Raw genomic sequence first — 17,079 nt, forward strand, 5'->3', positions numbered from 1 at the left:
GTATAAGCGGCTTTTCGTAGCCGTTTGTGTTGGCCATCAATCGCGACTAATTACAGCAACACCTGCTTTGTAAACGCGCCGAACGCATCCAGGGTCGATTGCAGCCCCGCTTCGTCGTAGCGCATGATCCTGGTCTTATCGATGCCCTCTTCGTCGAAGGCGTGAGTGGAATCCAGGGTCATGGTTTCGACCGATACACCTTGCGCTCGCAGGGCTTTGATCAGCTGAAGCGACTGCCTGTAGCTGGCCAGGTGATCCTTCAGGGTCAGCACGGTAAAAACCGGTGGCTTGTGGTGCCACGGTCGGGTCACCGACCGCGCCAGAAAGTTGATATAGGGATAGGCCAGGAACAATCCCCTCACCCCATCCAGTGGCTTTGGATCCGGATCGGCGAGGCGAGCCTCCCCTGGCCGCGCCAGTTCCTGAGTCATCAGATCCATGATCGCCCAGGCGCCGTGGCTCCACCCGGCCAGCATCAACCGCTTGGGGTCGACCTCATAGCGCCGGCTCAAGCCCCACAGCATGGCCAGGACATCGCCCGAGCGCTCGAAACCGCGCAGCTTGAAGCCCTTGCAGACGAAGTTTCCGCCAAATTTGCGGCTCCAGCCGCGCGGAGTATAGGAATCGACGATAAAGACACGCACGCCCTGGACCGCGGCGACCTGCGCATACATGGCCATGTTGCCAGCGATGCCGCCGCACCCATGGAAGACCAGCACAGCGGGACGCGGGTGCCCGTCGGGCGGCCCGTAGACCTGAACATGCGGCATAAGCCGCTCGAAGCGCTCCGCCATCGTGTCCATTACATTATTGCCTCTCGCGCCGGCTCCAGGGCGAAGGTGGTACGAATAAAGGCGATCATGGCGTCCATCGACCGGTGCATGGCTTCCTCGGAAAAACTCATCACCATACCCTGGTTTTCCTTTTCGTCGAAGGCGTGGCTGGCCTCAAGCGTCAGGAGATCGACCGACGCGCCGCCGGCCTTGATATTGTCAAACACCTTGCCGGCATGTTTAATCGGCGTCAGGTGATCCTTTTCGGCCAGGACGGCAAAAGTTTTAGGTGCACGAACCCACGGCTTGCGGTTCGAACGCGCCGGGAAGTTGATATAGGGATAGACCAGGAACACACCCGCTACGCCATCGGCCAGGGCGGAATCGGGATCCTTCACCTTGGCAGCACCGGTCTTGTCGAGCTTTTCGGTCATAAGGTCCATGATCGCCCAGCCGCCGTGGCTGAAACCGGCCAGGATGACTTTTGTCATGTCGACCCTGCCCGACTGTTTCAGCCCCCACAGCATGGCCAGGACGTCGCCCGAGCGTTCATAGCCCTGCATTACGGCGCCGGTGCAGATAAGAGAGACGGCGAAGTTGCGATCCCAGCCACGAGGTTTGAACGAGTCAACGACATAGGCGCGGACGCCGAGGTCTGCCGCCGCCTGGGCATAGGTGTGGATGTGCTCACGCATGCCGCCGCAGCCGTGAAACAGTATGACCGCCGGCCGCACGTCATCATCCTTCGGTCCATAGACCGTGACGTCCGGCGTCAGCAGGGCATAGCGCTCTTCAAGTGTATCCATGGATAGTCAGTCCCTCATTGCCTCAGAGCGCAACCCGAAAAGTGCAACACACTTTTCGGATAAAGATGCGCGTCAAAACAAAAGCTCAAAACAAGAGCTCAAAACAAAGCTCGGAGCGCCGATCCGGGTCTTTCGGATCGAAACGCGCTCCAGGCAAAATGAAAAGGGCTTGTCCACGTCCCCGCCCCGCCGCACACGCGGCATATTGTTACAAAACCGGCGTTTGCGCCAGTCCAAACGTCTCGGTCAAAAACGTACCCAGCGCTGCGCCCGTCGCCTGATGCGAAGCCTTATCATAGGTCATGAACGGCCCAAAATGAAGGGGGCTGTCTTCATCAAAACAATGAGTCGCGTTCAAGGTCAGGATATCGACCGGCAGGCCTTCGTCGGCCAGGTGGCGAAAGACGGTTTCCGAATGGCTGTGGGCGGTAAGAAAGTCCTGCCTCGGCAGGACGACCCTGGTCCTGGGCGTATAAAACCAGTGGTGGATGTTCGACCGCGCCGGGAAGTTGGCATAGGGATAAACCAGGAACACCCCCTTGACGCCAGCCAGGGGCGCGGGATCGGGGTCTTGCAGCCGGGCTTCGCCGTCGCGTGTCAGTTTCTGCGTCATCAGGTCCATGATCGCCCATCCGCCGTGGCTCCATCCAGCCAGGACCAGGCGATCGGCATCGACATCGCTGCGGCGGCCGATACCCCAGGCTGCCGCCAGGACGTCGCCCGAGCGCTCGTAGCCGTGCAAGGCCAGGCCGGAACAGACCAGGCTCATCCCCGCCGATTCATCCCAGCCGCGCGGACCAAAGGAATCGATGACAAAAGCGCGGTAGCCGGCCGCCTCTACCAGACGGGCATAGCCGTGAATGTGATCGCGCACCCCGTTGCAGGCATGGAACAACAGGACTGCGGGGCGAGCCAAGTCGTCTTGGGGCCCATAGACGGTGATGTACGGTTCCAGGCGTGCAAATCGACGTTCGACAGTATCCAGCACGCGCACACCTCTTGATTTTGGCCAGAACTGTCACAATAATAGTTACGAATTGACAGCTGATCCCTTGGGGGATCAATCAGAATTCGCCTGCAATTACCAGTTAAATCGGAGCCTCCCCATGGCCGATAGCCAGACAGACACGCGCCAAGCCACCCGCGACATCCTGCCCATGTTCACCCAGCGCTGGTCGCCGAGGGCCTTTACCGACCAGACGGTGACAGAGGATCAGATCCTGACCCTGCTGGAGGCCGCGCGCTGGGCACCGTCGGCGTCCAACCTTCAGCCGTGGCGATTTATCTATGGCCTCAAGGGCGAGCCGGAATTCGACAGCCTGCTAAGCCTTCTGATCCCCTTCAACGAAGACTGGGCCAAGCGCTCGGCGGCGTTGATCTTTGTCGTATCGGTCAAGTCGTTTGACGGAGTACGCCCGGTTGCCACCCACAGTTTCGACGCCGGCGCGGCATGGATGTCGCTGGCTTTACAGGCCAACAGCATGGGTCTGGTGGCGCACGGCATGGGCGGGCTGGAATTCGAAAAGGCGCCGCTGATCCTGGGGCTGAACGAGAACCTGAAGCTGGAGGCCGGGATTGCCATTGGCTACCAGGGTGATCCGGCAACCTTGTCGGAGTCGCTGCAAAGCCGCGAATCGCCATCGACCCGGCAACCTCTGTCCGACATGGCGTTCAAGGGGAAGATAGGCGGGTAGGCGGGCTATCTTTACGTCTCCCCGCCTGTGGAGAAAGGTTGAAAGCCGAGCGAAGCGTGGGCGATCGGAGCGGCGAGGCCGAGGGCTTTATACCAAGCCTCATAAAGAATGACGCTTGGTCTTCGCTTTTTTTTTGCTCAAGCGCCGGACTAGGCGCCCCCCATGGCGCCTCGCAAAAGCTCGGGCGCCCCAGAAACGTACGCTGGCGTGCTTGCCAACCCGCGATGAGTCAAGGTCATCGAGGGTTGGTATTGGAGCGCAATCCGATAAAGTGGAAGGCACTTTTGGGGTAAATTGCGCGATAAAACAAAAACCTAGCGCGGGATTTTGATTCCATCAAAACTCATCGCGCTCCAGCAGGACGATTGTGCACCGGACCGTTCCGATGCCCCTCACCTTAACCTTTCCCCGTGAAGAACGGAGAGAGGGGTTTCTACTGCGCTCCTGCCGAAAATTGACGCAACCACGACGAAAATCTCCTCACCCCAAGGAGGACCTCCATGCGCTTTGTCGATCGCTATCCCATCATCGTCACACCGAAGCTGTTCGCCTGCCGGGATTTCTGGCGAGACACCTTGGATTTCGAAGTTGTGTTCGAGGCGAGTTGGTTCGTACTCCTCCAGGCCGAAGAGGGTTCAGTCACCTTGGCCTTTATGCATCCCGATCACCCCTCGGCCCCTCCAGGTCCGGAACCTTTCAGCGGCAAGGGCATGTGTTTTGAATTACAGGTCGAGGACGCCACGAGCGCTTTGGCCGCCTTCAAGGGCACACCCGAGTACCCGCTGACGCGTGAGCCTTTTGGCCAATTGCGGTTCGGCTTCCACGATCCGTCCGGCCTGTGGGTCGATGTAGTCGAGCAAGTCGCGCCCACCGAAAGCTTTTGGGACCGCTATATCACCTGATGTCGCTCAGGCGAATCCCGAAGCTGTCCAGCGAATAACCGCACTCTCCATTGCCGTGGGTGAAGGCTCCGCTGATCGTCACCTTGTCGCCGATCAACAACCGCTCAACCGCTTCATGCAGGGAATTGTCGGCCTGGACGACCTGTTCCAGCTTGATGCCGTCACCAACATCGAAGGTGATCCCGATCGACCGGTTCAGGGTCGACGTCTGTGAGTCACGCACCGTCGCCACCCAGTCCGCGAACCCCGGCGTCGTCGTGAAAGCCGTACAGAAGCGGTCAACGCCGGCCGGATTTGAGGTCATCGCCAGGGCTGTCAGAAAATCCGTTTGCGTCCGAGGCAAAGCCGACACCTCGACCTTGGCGGCGGCAGCGGGTTCCGGCGCCTTTTCGCACGCCGCCATAGCCAAAAAGCAGATCAGGACGGCCGCGGATCTCACAGGTTCAGCGCCTGCTGGACCACGGCGACATCGTCGAAGGGCAGCACCTTGTCACCGACGATCTGGCCCTGCTCATGCCCCTTGCCAGCCACCACGAGGACATCTCCGGTCTTCAACCCTGAGACCGCTTCGAAGATGGCCTTCTTGCGGTCGCCAATCTCGATGGCACCCTCCTTCAAACCAAAACTCGACATGCCGGCCAGGACCTCGGCGCGGATGGTCGCCGGCGCTTCGCTGCGGGGATTGTCGTCGGTCACGATAGCCCGGTCGGCCAGTTTGTCGGCAATGGCGCCCATCTGCGGCCGCTTGCCCTTGTCGCGGTCGCCACCGCAGCCGAAGACCACGACCAGCTTGCCCTGGGTGTGAGGACGCAGTGCCTTGAGCACCGTCTCCAGCCCATCCGGCGTATGGGCATAGTCGACATAGACCTCGCCGGCATTGCGCTTGGCACCGACCCGCTCGAGCCTGCCACGCGCCCCTTTCAACTTTGACAATGCGTGGATGACAGCGGGCGCATCCTCGCCGGCGGCAATGCACAGGCCGGCGGCCACCAGGGCGTTCGAGGCCTGGAACAGGCCCGCCAGCGGTAGCTTTGTCTCGTACGACTTACCCTGATGCTCAATGAACAGGATCTGGCCGTCGACCGTCAGGTCGCGCCCGACCATGGCCAGTCCGCGGCCACGTTCGCCGACGCTGAGAACGCCGACACCGGACAACACACACATGGCGGCGAAACTGTTGTAGGCGTCGGAATCGGCGTTCAGAACGGCAGTGCGGCCCCGCGGCAGCAGGCTTTCGAATAGCCGCAGCTTGGCCGTCCGGTAGGCGTCCATGGTGGCGTGATAGTCGAGATGGTCCTGGGTGAGATTGGTGAAGCCGGCAGCCGTCAGCGATACACCATCAAGGCGGCGCTGGTCGATACCGTGCGACGAGGCTTCCAGCGCCAGGTGAGAAACGCCGTCGGCGGCCAGTTCGCAGAGGTGACGCGCCATGTCGGCCGCGTCCGGTGTAGTCAGGCCCGGGCCGGTGACCGCTGTTTCGGTGCCGTCGAGATCGGACTTGACGACGCCCAGGGTGCCCATGCTGGCTGACTTATGCCCCAGGGTGGCGAATATCTGACGGCAAAAGGTCGCGACGCTGGTCTTGCCGTTGGTGCCTGTGACAGCAACACAGGTCTTGGGCTGAGAACCGTAAAAAGCCTTGGCGGCCAGAGCGTAGGCCCGGCGGACATCTGCCACCTTGACCAGAGGGGATTCGGCCGAGTCGAAGGCGGCGGTATCGTCGGGCGCCAGAACGGCCGCCGCCCCCTTGGCCAGGGCCTGGGGGATGAAGTCGCGCCCATCGATTGCCGTTCCGGGCAGGGCGCAGAACAGCGTCCCCTTGTCGACCTTGCGGCTGTCCGCCGTCACCCCGGTGACCAGCGGATCGTGATCAAGATCCCGACGCAGGATTTCCGACAAACGCACTGTACTCATTACTCTTCCCCTGTGACGTCTTCTGGCGCGACCGGGGCCATATCCCACTGCGCCATGGTGAACTTATCCTCTTTTCGTTGGACGCCGAGGAAAGGCGCTACGCGGTCGATGACGCGGCCGACAACCGGGGCGGCGACCATTCCGCCCATTTTCGATCCGTTGCTCATAGACCCACCTTGGGGCGAGTCGACGATGACCAGAACCAGATAACGATCGCCGTCGAGCGCGCCGTCCGTCGGAAAAACGCCCGCAAAGGACGAGACGCGGTTATTGAGGTAGCGGCCGTTCTCGGGCTTTTGCGCCGTGCCGGTCTTGCCGCCGACGCGAAGACCCGGCGCATTGGCGCGCCCGCCTGTGCCTTTGACAACATTCGACCGCATGAGGTCCAGCATTGTCCGTGACGTGGCGGCGGAGAAGACGCGCGTACCACCGATTGGCGAAGTGCCGTCGTATTTGCGGATGGTCAGCGGCCGGCGGTAGCCGCCATTCAGCAAGGGGCCGATAGCCTCGGCAAAACTGAGCGGCGTAATGGCCATACCCTGGCCGAAAGCCGTCTGGACAAGGGACAGGTCGGTCCATTTCTTCGGGTATAGCGGTGCCGCGGGCTCCGTCAGCTCGGTATCGGCCGAACGGAACAAGCCCAAGGCCTCGTAATAGCGGGTGAAGTTGCCAGCGCCCGACGCCAGAGCCAACTGGCCGGTGCCGATATTGGACGACTTGATGAAGACGTCCTCCAACCCGATGATGGCGTTGGCGGCGTGGTCGTCGTGAATCTTGCGACCGCCGACCACCAGGGGCTGGCGGACATCGTAGATCGAATTCATCGAGGCCGTGCCGGTATCCAGGCCGATGCCGACCGAGACCGCCTTGAAGATCGAGCCCAGTTCGTAGCGGTCGACGGCAGCATGGTTGCGCTTGGCCTGCTCGTCATAGGATCCCGGCTTGTTGAGGTCGAATTCCGGCCACGACGCCATAGCCAGAATTTCGCCGGTGCGGACATTGGTCACGATGCCGATGGCGTCTTCGGCTTTTTGATCGACCGCCATGGCACGCAATTCGTTTTCCAACGCGCCCTGGATACGCAGGTCCATGGCGAGGACCACCGGCTGGTTGTTCAGTGCGGCCTGACGAATATCGTGCTGAAGCGCTTTTTCGGCTCCGGACAGGCCGTCGCCCCCGCGCTGGGTCATGCCGATATAGGCCGCGCCGGTTTCGGCAAGGGGATAATCGCGCACCAGCTGGCCTTCGAAGCTGACGCCGGGAAGGCCGTAGTTCAAAATGCGCTCGCGTTCGGAGGCCTTGAGGTTCGTGGTCAGCAGCATGCGCTTGCCGCTGGTGAAAACCCTGGCGATATCCTCTCGCGGCAGGTTGGGGAATATCTGCATCAAGGCCTGGCGGACCAGGACCCGGTCCTCGGCGGTCATGTCTGTCGGGTCGACAAACAGGTTATAGTCTTTGACATCGGTGGCGAGCAGTTGACCGTTGCGGTCGACCAGAGAGGCACGCGCATTGGGGGCACCGGTCAGGGCTGCCATATTACCGGGCGAACCGGACAGGGAGGCACGCGCGGCAAACAGCATCAGAATGACGTAGGCAAACGCCAGACCACACAGCACAGCAAATATCCGCATGCGTGTCGAGGTTGCCTTCTTGTTGGCGGCGTTGGCGCGCTCAAAGGCGTGCTCCACCTTCCATACGCGGTCGGCCACCCATTGAAAACCCGATTGCGTCGATTCGAACAGCGAAACTCGCATCAATGGCCTCCGTTCGGTGACTTGCCAGTGATGACCTTGCCAGTGATGATCTTGCCAGTGGTGATCAGGTCGGGCTCTTGCGGCGTATCCGGGGCAGCAGGGGTTAACGGAGGTGTTTGCGCTGCGGGTGCCGGTCCGGGCTGGGTCACTGGCCGGGAGGTGGCACGCGAAATGTCACCCAGGGAGTCAATATCGGCCTCATGGGCGGCCGTCACGGGCTGCATGCCGAGATACTGCCTGGCCAGGGCTTCCAGGCGAGATGGCTTCTCCAGTTGGGCGACTTTTATCTTCAGGGTCTGGACGGCTCCCTGCTCAGCCGCGATCTGGGCGTCCAGTTCGTTCATGCGGCGGATATCCTCGCCTTCGCGCGCCTTTGACAGACAAACCCAAAAGATCATCGCCAGGGCCAGCAAAATGCCGACCAGCTCGATCAGCCGGATACCGCGAACACGTTGTTCGAAGAGGCGAAGGACGGCGTTCATGTCACAACTCCTGCGGGGGCCGAAATCCTGCGCACAGCACGCAGCTTGGCCGACCGCGAACGCGGATTGACGGCAATTTCGGCGTCGGACGCCTTGACCGCCTTCGGGGTAATGAGGGTATAGGGAGCGCGCGCGGCCATCTTCTGCGGCGCCAAATTCTGCGGCGAAAAGCGCGAACCACCGACCACCTTACCCGAACCTTCGTTAAAGAAGTTCTTAACGATACGATCCTCGAGCGAGTGAAATGTAACCACGGCGAGAACGCCGTCGGGCTTTAACAGAGTCTGCGCGATCTCGAGCACGCGTTCCAGCTCACCCAGTTCGTCATTGACCGCGATACGTAAAGCTTGAAACGTCCGCGTCGCCGGATGGACCGGAGCGCCTCGACGGCCGCCGAGGGCGCGCTCGACCACCTCAGCCAGGTCAAGTGTGCGCGCGAACGGCTGGGCTTCGCGCCGGCGGACGATGGCCGACGCGATGGCGCGCGACTTGTGCTCTTCCCCGTAAAGCCAAATGATGTGAGCGATGTCGTCCTTGTCGTCATCATTGACGATATCAGCGGCTGAACGGCCCTCGACGCTCATCCGCATGTCCAGCGGCCCGTCACGCATGAAGGAAAAGCCCCGCTCGGCCTCATCGAGTTGCATCGACGACACACCGATATCGAGCACGATGGCGTCGCACGAGGCGTGGCCCAACTCGGCAAGGCCCTCGGCCATTTCGGAGAAGCACCGGTTCACCCATTGGAAGCGGCCGGGGAACTCCTGGTTCAGCGCCTCGACGAATGGGCGCACCCGGGCATCGCGGTCGAAGGCCACGACATGGGCGCCGCCTCGCAGGAAGGCGCGTGAATAGCCGCCCGCGCCGAAGGTTCCATCGACGATCAGCTTACCGTCAAGGTTACCGAGTACGGTTAACACTTCGGGCAGCATGACGGAGAGGTGGGCGGGTGCTACGTCGCTCATTGATAAAGCGCCTCCCGCTTGGCGAACGCGTCCTCGACCAGCTTGTCTTGTTCGGCGGCCCAGGCGTCGTAGGCGCGCGGTTCCCATATCTGGAAGGATTCCCCCAGGCCGGCCAGAACGACGTCGCCAGTGAGATTGAACTGCGCGCACAGCTTTTCGGGCAGGGTGATACGGCCGGCAGTATCGAACGCCAGCCTGTTCATCGAGGCGTAAAAGCGGCGCTGCAGGGCGGTGCGCGTCGGCGACAGCTTGGGGTATTCGTCGATAACGTCGCGATAGGTGGCGAAAAAGGCAGCGCCACCGCATTCGAGGCAAGGGGCGTTGATGGCGGCGAAACAGTAGACGCCTTCAAAGGGTTCGACACCGTCGTGGGATTGAAGCGCAGAGCCGCGGTAGTCCGACGGCACCAGGAGCCGCCGCTTAACATCCAACTGCTTCTCGTGACTCGAGAGAAACACGCCCACGCCGGGCCAATCAGCCCGCTCCCTGGAATATAAAACTGACCCCGTAATAACCCAGCCTGGACGGCACCGGGGCGCCACACCACGCCTTCACGGTTAACATGGGATTAAATGGGATGCAATGACTCTGGGCCACACTTAAACCGGATTCTGAAGAGGAAAAGACAGCAATAACAGGAACATACATAGAACATATGAGAGAAAGTGCGCGGAACTTTGCGCCAAAAGGCTGATTCATATAATATTTTTGTAAAAGGTGGCGATCCATCCCGGATTTCACCGTGATGACGGGGGATGAAAAAGGCAGATGGCCCCTATCGTCCGAGATAAGGGCCTGCGCCCCTCAACTCACCGCACTTATACCAATCCACGATGACCTTGACTCATCCTGGATTGGCAAGGGCGCCAAAGAACGCTTCTTGCCCGCCCGAGCTTTTGCGAGGAGCCATGGGGGGCGCCTAGTCCGGCGTTTGAGCTGAAGAAATGCGAATACCAAGCGTCATTCTTTATGAGGCTTGGTATTATACCAACCCGCGAAAATCTTGACTCATCGTGGGTTGGCAAGCGCGACTGCGCGCCCGAGCTTTTGCGAGGAGCCATGCGGCGTTTGAGCTGAAAAAAAAGCGAATACCAAGCGTCATTCTTTATGAGGCTTTGTATTTGAGCGAATCCCAAAAAGTGCGTCACACTTTATCGGATTGCGCTTTAAGCGTCAGATCTTCAGGGCGTCGCGGACCCAGGTCTGGAAGGCGGCCACGGCGATTTCGTGCTTGGGCGACAGGCGGCCAGTGCGGTAAACGCCGGCATTGAGATTTTCCTGGACCCTTTCGGCAATCCACTTGTCCTCGGCCGTGACCTGATCGGACATGGCAAGCGTTTCAGCCGCCACGGTTTCGCCGCCCGGCGTCAGATAGGTGTAGTCCAGCCGCGTCTTATCATGGCCGACCGGCGACATGCGTTCGATCATCAGACCGCGCTGATAGACGTTGATGGCCACGTTCGGCCACAGCCACGCCCAAACGCCGTCATACACCGCATCATGGGAGCGCGGCGGTACCTCATGCAGCGCCACCTTGCCATCGACGGTGACCTTGTACTGGTCCGACAGGATTTCGGCATCGAGGCCCGGATGGACATTGGGGACGTGATAACCTTCGAGATAGTTCTCGACATAGGTCTTCCAGTTGCAGTCCAGCAGGTGCGAGCGGCGCAGACCGACCTTGAAACCTGACCAGTCGAGCACGCCAAGTCGCGCGTCCAGCGGCTTCAGATCTTCGTCAAGGTCAGGCAGAACCTCGTTCAGGCCGGCAAAGACCAGGCCGCGCCACACGGCCAGGCGGATGGGGAACAAACCGTAATCCCGCGGGTCGAAATCGGAGGCCGCACCGAAGTCGCGCGCCATGCGCAGCCGGCCGTCCAGCATGTACTTCCAGCCGTGGTACTCGCAGGTGAGATGGCCGTCGCAGGTGCCCGCCTCGTCCTTCACCAGCGGCCCGGCCCGATGGCGGCAGACATTGTGAAAGCCGCGCAAGATCCCGTCATCACCGCGCACGGCCACGACCGGGTAGCCAGCCAGGACATCGGCACGCCATTGCCGGGGCGCCGCGACATCGCTTTCGTGGCAAAGGAACTGCCAGTTGCCGCCGAAGACGTTGCGGCGCTCGACCTGCCAAAGGGCGGGGTCGACATACCAATCGGCCGGCGCGGTGACCACCGCGCTCATTTTTGGTGCAGTATCGTGGCTCATGACTTTGCTCTCATGGTTTGGGCCTGCGGATCAAGTACCAGCCATAGATCGCCGCGCCCGACAGGACCAGGACTGCCGCGGCGAACATAAGCTTGAAGGTCGTCGCCCAGTCGCCTTCCGACGGCACGAAGCTGCACAGGACACCGCTCAGAGCTACGATAAAGCCGAGAACGGCAATCCAGCGCGACCGTGGCCGCGGGTCAGCCACCCACCAGGCTCCGAACAGGAACAGGAACGGCAGGGTGTATGAAAAGGTGCTCATGGCGACGATGAAGTCGTAAACTCCGGCCAGGGTTTTGACCCCGGCCTGACTGAAGATCATGATGATCACCACCAGAGCGGTTTGCAGCCAAATGGCGACATAGGGCGCGCCGGTCTTCGGGTCCTGGCGGCCGATGGCCGGCGGCAGGACATGGTCGATCCCGGCGGCAAACGGCAGGCGCGCCGACACCCCGAACCAGGCATTCAGCCCGCCCAGCATCACCAGAGCGAGGCCGGCCGTCAACCACGGTCCAGCAGCGGCCAGGCCTATCTTCTCAGCCGCGACGCCCAGGGCGCCCGGCAAACCATCCAGTCGCGATGCCATGTCCTGCGGCAGGATCATCAGCATGGCCGCGGTCCCCAGGGCATAGGCGATGGCCAAACCGACACCGACCATGATCAAGGCGGTGACGATGGTCTTGACGCCGCCCCTGGCTTCGCTGCGCAACAGGGCCACCCCTTCGGCACCGCCATAGGCAAAGACCATGGTTGCCCACAGGATAGCGGCATTGGCGTCCAACTCCGGCAGGTAATCGGCCGCGGCAAAATCGGTCGCCGGACCGGTGGTCGCGGCAAGCCAGAAGCCTGTTCCGATCAGGAACACCAGCAGCAGGATCGACACCACAGCGCCGGCTGACGACAGCCATTTGCCGATACCGATACCGCGGCTGTGCAGCCAGCCGATGACGACGATGGTGACGGTCGAGGCAATGAGGACGCCGGTCGGCTGAGTCAGGGCAGCGCCGGCCTCACCGCCGATGGCGCGGCCGACCAGGTTTACGACGAAGACCAGCAGGGCGGCGAAGAACGGCAGGTTGCAGGCCCAGTAGATCCAGCCGCACAGGAAGCCGGCGAACGGTCCCATGGTATCGCGCGTCCAGGCATAGATGGCGCCTTCGCCGGGGAATTTCTCCGACAGCGCCATGGTGGCCAGGGATAACGGGACCAGAAACAGGATGGCGGCTGCGATCCAGATGGGAATCGCGACGGGGCCAGTCGCAGCGCCCGTGGCCAGCCAGCGGATGCCGAAATTCATCGCGGTGGCGTATAGGACGATGTCCCACAGGCCGACTTTTTTCGCTGAGTCCATACGCGCCTCCCAAACCGCGTAGACTGCGCCCGGCTTACGCCCGCGTCAAGAGTGGTCGTTTCGGCGGCAACAGCATCCGCCACGGGGCCTTCCATCGCGGCACCAACGCGCAGGGTCAAGATAACGAAGCTGATGGGCCAGATGACCTGTAAGCCGGGTTCTGTACGACGTTGCCGTCGTGGCGATCATTCCTCTTGGCCGCCCGTCGCCGGACGGCTCACGCAACCTACCCGAACGGTCCGGGGCGGTAATGCCCTGTCCGATGTTGCCACCGAACGCGCCGTTCCTATTTGGTCTTGCTCCTGACGGGGCTTGCCATGCCGCTTCCGTTACCGGCCGCGCGGTGCGCTCTTACCGCACCCTTTCACCCTTGCCTTATCGGAATAAGGCGGTTTGCTTTCTGTGGCGCTATCCCTAAGGTCACCCTTGGCGGGCGTTACCCGCCGTCATATTACCGTGGAGCCCGGACTTTCCTCGAAACACCCCTGGTGGGGAAGTTCCGCGACCGCCCGGTCATCTGGCCCGACGCCTGTGTGCGCCGGTTTCGCACCGGAATCAAGTCTTCTGCGTTCTGATGGCGCCAATGGCCACGCACAGCCAGCCAAGGATGGTTGCACCGCCACCGATCGGCGCCAGCAGCGGCACCTGCGTCCCCGTCGAGGCGTGTATGGCAATTTCCGCAGCGAACATCGCGGGTCCGACCAGCAACAAGGCCAGGGCCGCGCGTTTATAGATACCGCCGAAAGCGCGCTGGTTTGCCACGGCCATGACGGCGGCGGCGTGAAACAGCAGTAACTGGCCGCCGGTCGCCAGGATACCCTGCGCCGGTGGGTGCGACCCCATGGCCAGCATGATCACGCCAGCCAGGCCCCACAGTCCGGCAAAGAAATAAGGCAGGACCGAATCCCGCTCAGGTGCATTCGCCATGTCAGGCCTCCATCAGGGTTACGTGTCGCAGCACGGCCATCAACCGCACGCGGGTCAGGGCGTCCGCACGGCACTCGTCTGGTGTGCCGATAACAGCTGGCACCCAGTGGCGTTGAAAGGCACGGACTATGGTCGCGGTCTCAACATCAAAGGGACCGCCGGGCAGGAGGTCGTAGCCCAGCTTGCCCAGAGCCCCCTGCAGGGCAAAGACACCCGGGCCCGTGTCACCGATTGTCAGGGGCGGGCCCATTACGCCTTCCGGCGGCAGGGTCGGGTTGACCCATACGCCGTGGCCATGATCGGCCAGAGTCTCCCAGGGAAAGCGCTCGCCGGGGTCTTGTTTACGTCCCGGCGCGACGTCGGAATGACCAAGGATACGCGAATCCGCGATGTCCCAGCGTGATCGGATGTCGTCCAGCAAGCCGATCGCGGCATCGACCTGAGCGCTGGGAAAATCGCGATAGCCGAATTCATGGCCAGGATTGACGATCTCGATACCGATGGACAGGCCGTTGATATCGGTCGCACCCTTCCAAAAAGAGACACCGGCATGCCAGGCGCGACGTTCTTCGGCGACGAGGCGATACACGCTGCCGTCTTCGTCGATACAGTAATGGGAGGAGACCTTGGCCACCGGATCACATAAGCGGTCCAGCGCGTCTTTCGCCGTGCGCATGCCGGTGTAATGCACCACTACCATGTCGGGCGGTGACGTACGTTCGTTGAAATTGGGTGACGGCAGTTCGATCAGGGCCATAGCCCTTCTTACGGTCAGTAAACCGTCCAGGTCGAGCCTTTTTTACGCGCTTCGATGACACCATCGGCGCGAGGTTGCTGGGTACGGACGAACACCTTCGAAGGTTTGCGCGTGAACAGCGCCGCTACGGCCATCAGGGCGAAGGCGACAACGCCAACGACCACAACCATGCCAGCCATAACAAGCAGAACGGCCAGCCCAGCCAGGACAGCGAGGCCGACAAGGGTCATGGCCATCGCGTAGAGGATACGCGAAATCAAGTTCTTGCGCCGCACCTGACCCCAGGGCCGATAGGTCCGCGAAAATACCGCAAAGCTTGTGTCTTGATCGGACATGAAACTGGAAACCTCACACGCTGGGACCTGGAGTTTGACCCGCACAGTACAGATTGGCACGAATTTGCCCGCCGTCAACCTCTGGCCAGTCTGCTACACCAGATTTTAACATTTTTTTAAACATGACTGGCAATTTGCCAACACTCACGATCTCGTTACAGTGTTGAGCTCAATCGCCGCCGCACGCTATTTAAGCGTCGAGTCACATCAAGGCCCGTTCGCGGCTGATCTGATCATAGGCGTCGTTGATCAGGGCTGCCTTGCGCGTGTACAACACCTCGAAATCCGCCGGCAACCCGCGGGCACGCACGGTATCGGGGTGATATTCGATCAGTCGCTTCCGGCGAGCCAGACGGATGTCCTCGTCCGACGCCTGGGGTGTCAGGCCCAGAATGTAATAGGGATCGTGTTCGTCGGGCGCGACATAGCCGGCGCGGACCTTGCGGTAAACCGTCCGCGACAGACCGAACAGGTCGGCGACGGTCTCGAGATAGGTTTCTTCCGGGTCGCTCAGCTGGCCATCCGCCACGGCGATATGGAACAGGCCTTCCAGGACATCTTCGAGAATCTGCGGGCAGTTGACATACCGCCTGGCCAGGCGGCGGGCGTAGGATTCAAAGCCAAGGCTGGTCTGGCGCGCCAGGTCATAAAGACGCAGTACGTCGCGTCGCGCCGCCGCGTCAGGTTGGAAGACGCTGAGGAAGGCTTGCTGTTCGACCTCTTGAGCCAGGCCGTCTGCCATAGCCAGCTTGGCGCCCAGGGCCGTTACCGCCGTTGCAAAGGCGGGATCGGCGCCAGGCGGCCCCTTGGGGCATTCCACACACTCGGCGGCGTCGAAGTGACGGACCGCCCGCTGCGCCAAACTTTTCCAAAACGACATGGAAACTCCCTTAAGGGGGGAGTGTAGCCGAATTTAGGCAAAACATGTCCTAAAGTTTTTGTAACGCATCCTGGTTGGGAAAAGCGGCAAAAAGTGCGCCGATTTTTTGCCTTTGTTGCTGTATAAGACGTGGTGATCGATTGTTCCGGAGTTTGTCCTTGCGCCTGTTGACCGCGACCGTTCTCAGCCTGACCGCCAGCCTGTTTGCCCTGAGTGCCGCCGTGGCGCCCGCCGATGCCAAGCCCAAACGCAAGCGGGCCACCGCTGCCAAGGTGGTAAAAACCGCCCCCGTTGTGGCACCGGTCGCCGTCAGCGCAGAGGTCAACACGGGTTTCAATCTGGACGGATCCATCCATGCCCCGGTCATAGCCGACGCTCCGACTGACGATTATCAGCGCGTCGCCTGGTGCCATGGCGTCCTGTCGGGTAACATGGAGCTGGCGCAACAGGTCGATTCCGTCCTGCCGGTCGACGAAACCCTGCTGACAATTGGCCGCTCCTATCTGCGCGCCTATGAGGCCGCACTGACCCTGTCGGGCAAGGGCGGAACCCCTGCCGGCCACGCGGAGGCGGAAACCGCACGCCAGTTAGGTTATGATGGCTGGAAGGGCGCTCGTGCCTCGGACCTGAAAAAGGCGGCCGGCGCTCATACAACCTGGCAATTGCCAGGTGATTGCGAACACGCCGCCGTGCGCCTGTCGGGCCATCCCAACCTGTTCGCCGAAATGTCGACCGATGCGGAGCTGGACGCCATCGAGAGGGTTCTGACCTCGGGCGGACCGCACGACTATAACGAACTGCCCAAGCCGATCCTGACGGCCCAGACCGCGGATTTATCCGACCCGGACGCGCCAATCGCTACAAACACGATTGGCCGCCGCGTCAACCAGGCCAAGGCACTGCCGAAACTGCCGGAAGCCGATTCTGGAACCAAGGCCGCCACTGAGAGCAAGCCCGAAAGCCGGTAACCCTGCGTTAAGCTCTTTTAACAACTGGTTGTTTAGCCGCGCGCGGTAGTTTTAACGTCTGATTACCCACCGGGAGGCGTAACAAGCGACGCGTAGCGGCCATGAGCGGACCCATCTTTACCCACGGAGCGGCGATCTTTCGCCCGCAGCTTCAGGACTATATCGGCAAGTACCAGCCGAAGGAGGCTGACTACGTCGGCAAATACGCCAGTCCAATGCCCAAGGCGCTGCCTGTTGTGAAGGATGCCCTGAACCGCAAATGGGATGTGGTCTCGCTGTCCGGCGAGGCTCAGGCTCTGTTGCAGGGCAAGGCGGGGCCACAAACGATCGCGCGTGGCTATGCCAAGGGCTGAACATCAGCTG

Annotated in this window: 19 protein-coding genes and 1 other RNA gene; 4 read left to right on the top strand and 16 right to left on the bottom strand. The window is 61.4% G+C overall.

Translation table 11 applies throughout. The annotated features are described in order from the left end of the window. Nucleotides 1-50: 50 nt before the first annotated feature. From ABAC402_RS26815 to ABAC402_RS26825, 3 genes are all read right to left on the bottom strand, one after another. The gene (locus ABAC402_RS26815; protein ID WP_023448787.1) at nt 51-803 is read right to left on the bottom strand and encodes a dienelactone hydrolase family protein; all 753 of its coding nucleotides are present in this window, start codon (nt 801-803) and stop codon (nt 51-53) included. Next, complete coding sequence (locus tag ABAC402_RS26820) at nt 803-1,579, bottom strand: dienelactone hydrolase family protein (protein ID WP_023448788.1); 777 nt, start codon at nt 1,577-1,579, stop codon at nt 803-805. The genes ABAC402_RS26815 and ABAC402_RS26820 overlap by 1 nt, the downstream gene beginning before the upstream one ends. A 208-nt stretch (nt 1,580-1,787) precedes the next feature. Next, entirely contained in the window at nt 1,788-2,567 is a 780-nt protein-coding gene (locus ABAC402_RS26825; protein WP_023448789.1) for a dienelactone hydrolase family protein, read from the bottom strand. 118 nt (nt 2,568-2,685) lie between these two features. Between ABAC402_RS26825 and ABAC402_RS26830 the strand changes: the two genes are divergently transcribed. After that, complete coding sequence (locus ABAC402_RS26830; protein ID WP_023448790.1) at nt 2,686-3,273, top strand: nitroreductase family protein; 588 nt, start codon at nt 2,686-2,688, stop codon at nt 3,271-3,273. Between the two features lie 500 nt (nt 3,274-3,773). After that, nucleotides 3,774-4,175: a VOC family protein gene (locus tag ABAC402_RS26835; protein WP_023448791.1), complete on the top strand. Its 402-nt coding sequence runs from the start codon at nt 3,774-3,776 to the stop codon at nt 4,173-4,175. Here ABAC402_RS26835 and ABAC402_RS26840 read toward each other — a convergent pair. From ABAC402_RS26840 to ABAC402_RS26895, 13 genes are all read right to left on the bottom strand, one after another. Then, nucleotides 4,168-4,614 carry a hypothetical protein gene (locus tag ABAC402_RS26840; protein ID WP_155847337.1) on the bottom strand — a complete coding sequence of 149 codons (447 nt, stop codon included), beginning with the start codon at nt 4,612-4,614 and terminating at the stop codon, nt 4,168-4,170. The two genes, ABAC402_RS26835 and ABAC402_RS26840, sit on opposite strands and share 8 nt — an antisense overlap. Further along, nucleotides 4,611-6,089: a UDP-N-acetylmuramoyl-L-alanyl-D-glutamate--2,6-diaminopimelate ligase gene (locus tag ABAC402_RS26845; protein WP_023448793.1), complete on the bottom strand. Its 1,479-nt coding sequence runs from the start codon at nt 6,087-6,089 to the stop codon at nt 4,611-4,613. Before ABAC402_RS26845 ends, ABAC402_RS26840 begins: the two co-directional genes overlap by 4 nt. Then, nucleotides 6,089-7,843 carry a penicillin-binding protein 2 gene (locus ABAC402_RS26850; protein ID WP_023448794.1) on the bottom strand — a complete coding sequence of 585 codons (1,755 nt, stop codon included), beginning with the start codon at nt 7,841-7,843 and terminating at the stop codon, nt 6,089-6,091. The genes ABAC402_RS26845 and ABAC402_RS26850 overlap by 1 nt, the downstream gene beginning before the upstream one ends. Next, entirely contained in the window at nt 7,843-8,325 is a 483-nt protein-coding gene (locus tag ABAC402_RS26855) for a hypothetical protein (RefSeq protein WP_023448795.1), read from the bottom strand. The genes ABAC402_RS26850 and ABAC402_RS26855 overlap by 1 nt, the downstream gene beginning before the upstream one ends. Beyond that, a complete protein-coding gene (gene rsmH / locus ABAC402_RS26860; RefSeq protein ID WP_023448796.1) occupies nt 8,322-9,290 on the bottom strand; it encodes a 16S rRNA (cytosine(1402)-N(4))-methyltransferase RsmH in 969 nt (322 codons plus the stop codon). Before rsmH ends, ABAC402_RS26855 begins: the two co-directional genes overlap by 4 nt. Beyond that, on the bottom strand, nt 9,287-9,748 hold the full coding sequence (locus tag ABAC402_RS26865; protein WP_040409854.1) for a division/cell wall cluster transcriptional repressor MraZ: 462 nt from the start codon (nt 9,746-9,748) through the stop codon (nt 9,287-9,289). Before ABAC402_RS26865 ends, rsmH begins: the two co-directional genes overlap by 4 nt. 715 nt (nt 9,749-10,463) lie before the next feature. Beyond that, on the bottom strand, nt 10,464-11,498 hold the full coding sequence (locus ABAC402_RS26870) for an aromatic ring-hydroxylating dioxygenase subunit alpha (protein ID WP_031235329.1): 1,035 nt from the start codon (nt 11,496-11,498) through the stop codon (nt 10,464-10,466). Nucleotides 11,499-11,508: 10 nt separating this feature from the next. Continuing rightward, nucleotides 11,509-12,849 (bottom strand): APC family permease, encoded by a 1,341-nt coding sequence (locus ABAC402_RS26875; RefSeq protein WP_023448799.1) that lies wholly within the window; start codon nt 12,847-12,849, stop codon nt 11,509-11,511. A 133-nt stretch (nt 12,850-12,982) separates the two neighbouring features. Continuing rightward, an RNA gene (rnpB, locus tag ABAC402_RS39175) (RNase P RNA component class A) lies at nt 12,983-13,370 on the bottom strand. A 34-nt stretch (nt 13,371-13,404) separates the two neighbouring features. After that, nucleotides 13,405-13,776, bottom strand: a complete 372-nt coding sequence (locus tag ABAC402_RS26880) for a DUF423 domain-containing protein (protein WP_023448800.1) — start codon at nt 13,774-13,776, stop codon at nt 13,405-13,407. 1 nt (nt 13,777) lies between these two features. Beyond that, nucleotides 13,778-14,533, bottom strand: a complete 756-nt coding sequence (locus ABAC402_RS26885) for an N-acetylmuramoyl-L-alanine amidase (RefSeq protein ID WP_023448801.1) — start codon at nt 14,531-14,533, stop codon at nt 13,778-13,780. A gap of 14 nt (nt 14,534-14,547) precedes the next feature. After that, nucleotides 14,548-14,868, bottom strand: coding sequence for a hypothetical protein (locus ABAC402_RS26890; protein ID WP_023448802.1), 321 nt, complete (start codon nt 14,866-14,868; stop codon nt 14,548-14,550). Nucleotides 14,869-15,070: 202 nt separating this feature from the next. Continuing rightward, the gene (locus ABAC402_RS26895; RefSeq protein ID WP_023448803.1) at nt 15,071-15,748 is read right to left on the bottom strand and encodes a molecular chaperone DjiA; all 678 of its coding nucleotides are present in this window, start codon (nt 15,746-15,748) and stop codon (nt 15,071-15,073) included. A gap of 158 nt (nt 15,749-15,906) precedes the next feature. Here ABAC402_RS26895 and ABAC402_RS26900 point away from each other — a divergent pair, with 158 nt between their 5' ends. Next, nucleotides 15,907-16,716: a hypothetical protein gene (locus ABAC402_RS26900; protein WP_023448804.1), complete on the top strand. Its 810-nt coding sequence runs from the start codon at nt 15,907-15,909 to the stop codon at nt 16,714-16,716. Between the two features lie 101 nt (nt 16,717-16,817). Beyond that, nucleotides 16,818-17,069, top strand: a complete 252-nt coding sequence (locus tag ABAC402_RS26905; protein ID WP_023448805.1) for a hypothetical protein — start codon at nt 16,818-16,820, stop codon at nt 17,067-17,069. Nucleotides 17,070-17,079 lie beyond the last annotated feature (10 nt).

The organism is Asticcacaulis sp. AC402 (assembly GCF_000495835.1).
In the GTDB taxonomy this organism is placed as follows: Bacteria; Pseudomonadota; Alphaproteobacteria; order Caulobacterales; family Caulobacteraceae; genus Asticcacaulis.

Coding starts and splice junctions, on each gene's coding strand:
- ABAC402_RS26815 (WP_023448787.1), bottom strand. CDS start 803: ATGGACACGATGGCGGAGCGCTTCGAGCGGCTTATGCCGCATGTTCAG.
- ABAC402_RS26820 (WP_023448788.1), bottom strand. CDS start 1,579: ATGGATACACTTGAAGAGCGCTATGCCCTGCTGACGCCGGACGTCACG.
- ABAC402_RS26830 (WP_023448790.1), top strand. CDS start 2,686: ATGGCCGATAGCCAGACAGACACGCGCCAAGCCACCCGCGACATCCTG.
- ABAC402_RS26835 (WP_023448791.1), top strand. CDS start 3,774: ATGCGCTTTGTCGATCGCTATCCCATCATCGTCACACCGAAGCTGTTC.
- ABAC402_RS26845 (WP_023448793.1), bottom strand. CDS start 6,089: ATGAGTACAGTGCGTTTGTCGGAAATCCTGCGTCGGGATCTTGATCAC.
- ABAC402_RS26850 (WP_023448794.1), bottom strand. CDS start 7,843: ATGCGAGTTTCGCTGTTCGAATCGACGCAATCGGGTTTTCAATGGGTG.
- ABAC402_RS26855 (WP_023448795.1), bottom strand. CDS start 8,325: ATGAACGCCGTCCTTCGCCTCTTCGAACAACGTGTTCGCGGTATCCGG.
- rsmH (WP_023448796.1), bottom strand. CDS start 9,290: ATGAGCGACGTAGCACCCGCCCACCTCTCCGTCATGCTGCCCGAAGTG.
- ABAC402_RS26870 (WP_031235329.1), bottom strand. CDS start 11,498: ATGAGCCACGATACTGCACCAAAAATGAGCGCGGTGGTCACCGCGCCG.
- ABAC402_RS26875 (WP_023448799.1), bottom strand. CDS start 12,849: ATGGACTCAGCGAAAAAAGTCGGCCTGTGGGACATCGTCCTATACGCC.
- ABAC402_RS26880 (WP_023448800.1), bottom strand. CDS start 13,776: ATGGCGAATGCACCTGAGCGGGATTCGGTCCTGCCTTATTTCTTTGCC.
- ABAC402_RS26885 (WP_023448801.1), bottom strand. CDS start 14,533: ATGGCCCTGATCGAACTGCCGTCACCCAATTTCAACGAACGTACGTCA.
- ABAC402_RS26890 (WP_023448802.1), bottom strand. CDS start 14,868: ATGTCCGATCAAGACACAAGCTTTGCGGTATTTTCGCGGACCTATCGG.
- ABAC402_RS26895 (WP_023448803.1), bottom strand. CDS start 15,748: ATGTCGTTTTGGAAAAGTTTGGCGCAGCGGGCGGTCCGTCACTTCGAC.
- ABAC402_RS26905 (WP_023448805.1), top strand. CDS start 16,818: ATGAGCGGACCCATCTTTACCCACGGAGCGGCGATCTTTCGCCCGCAG.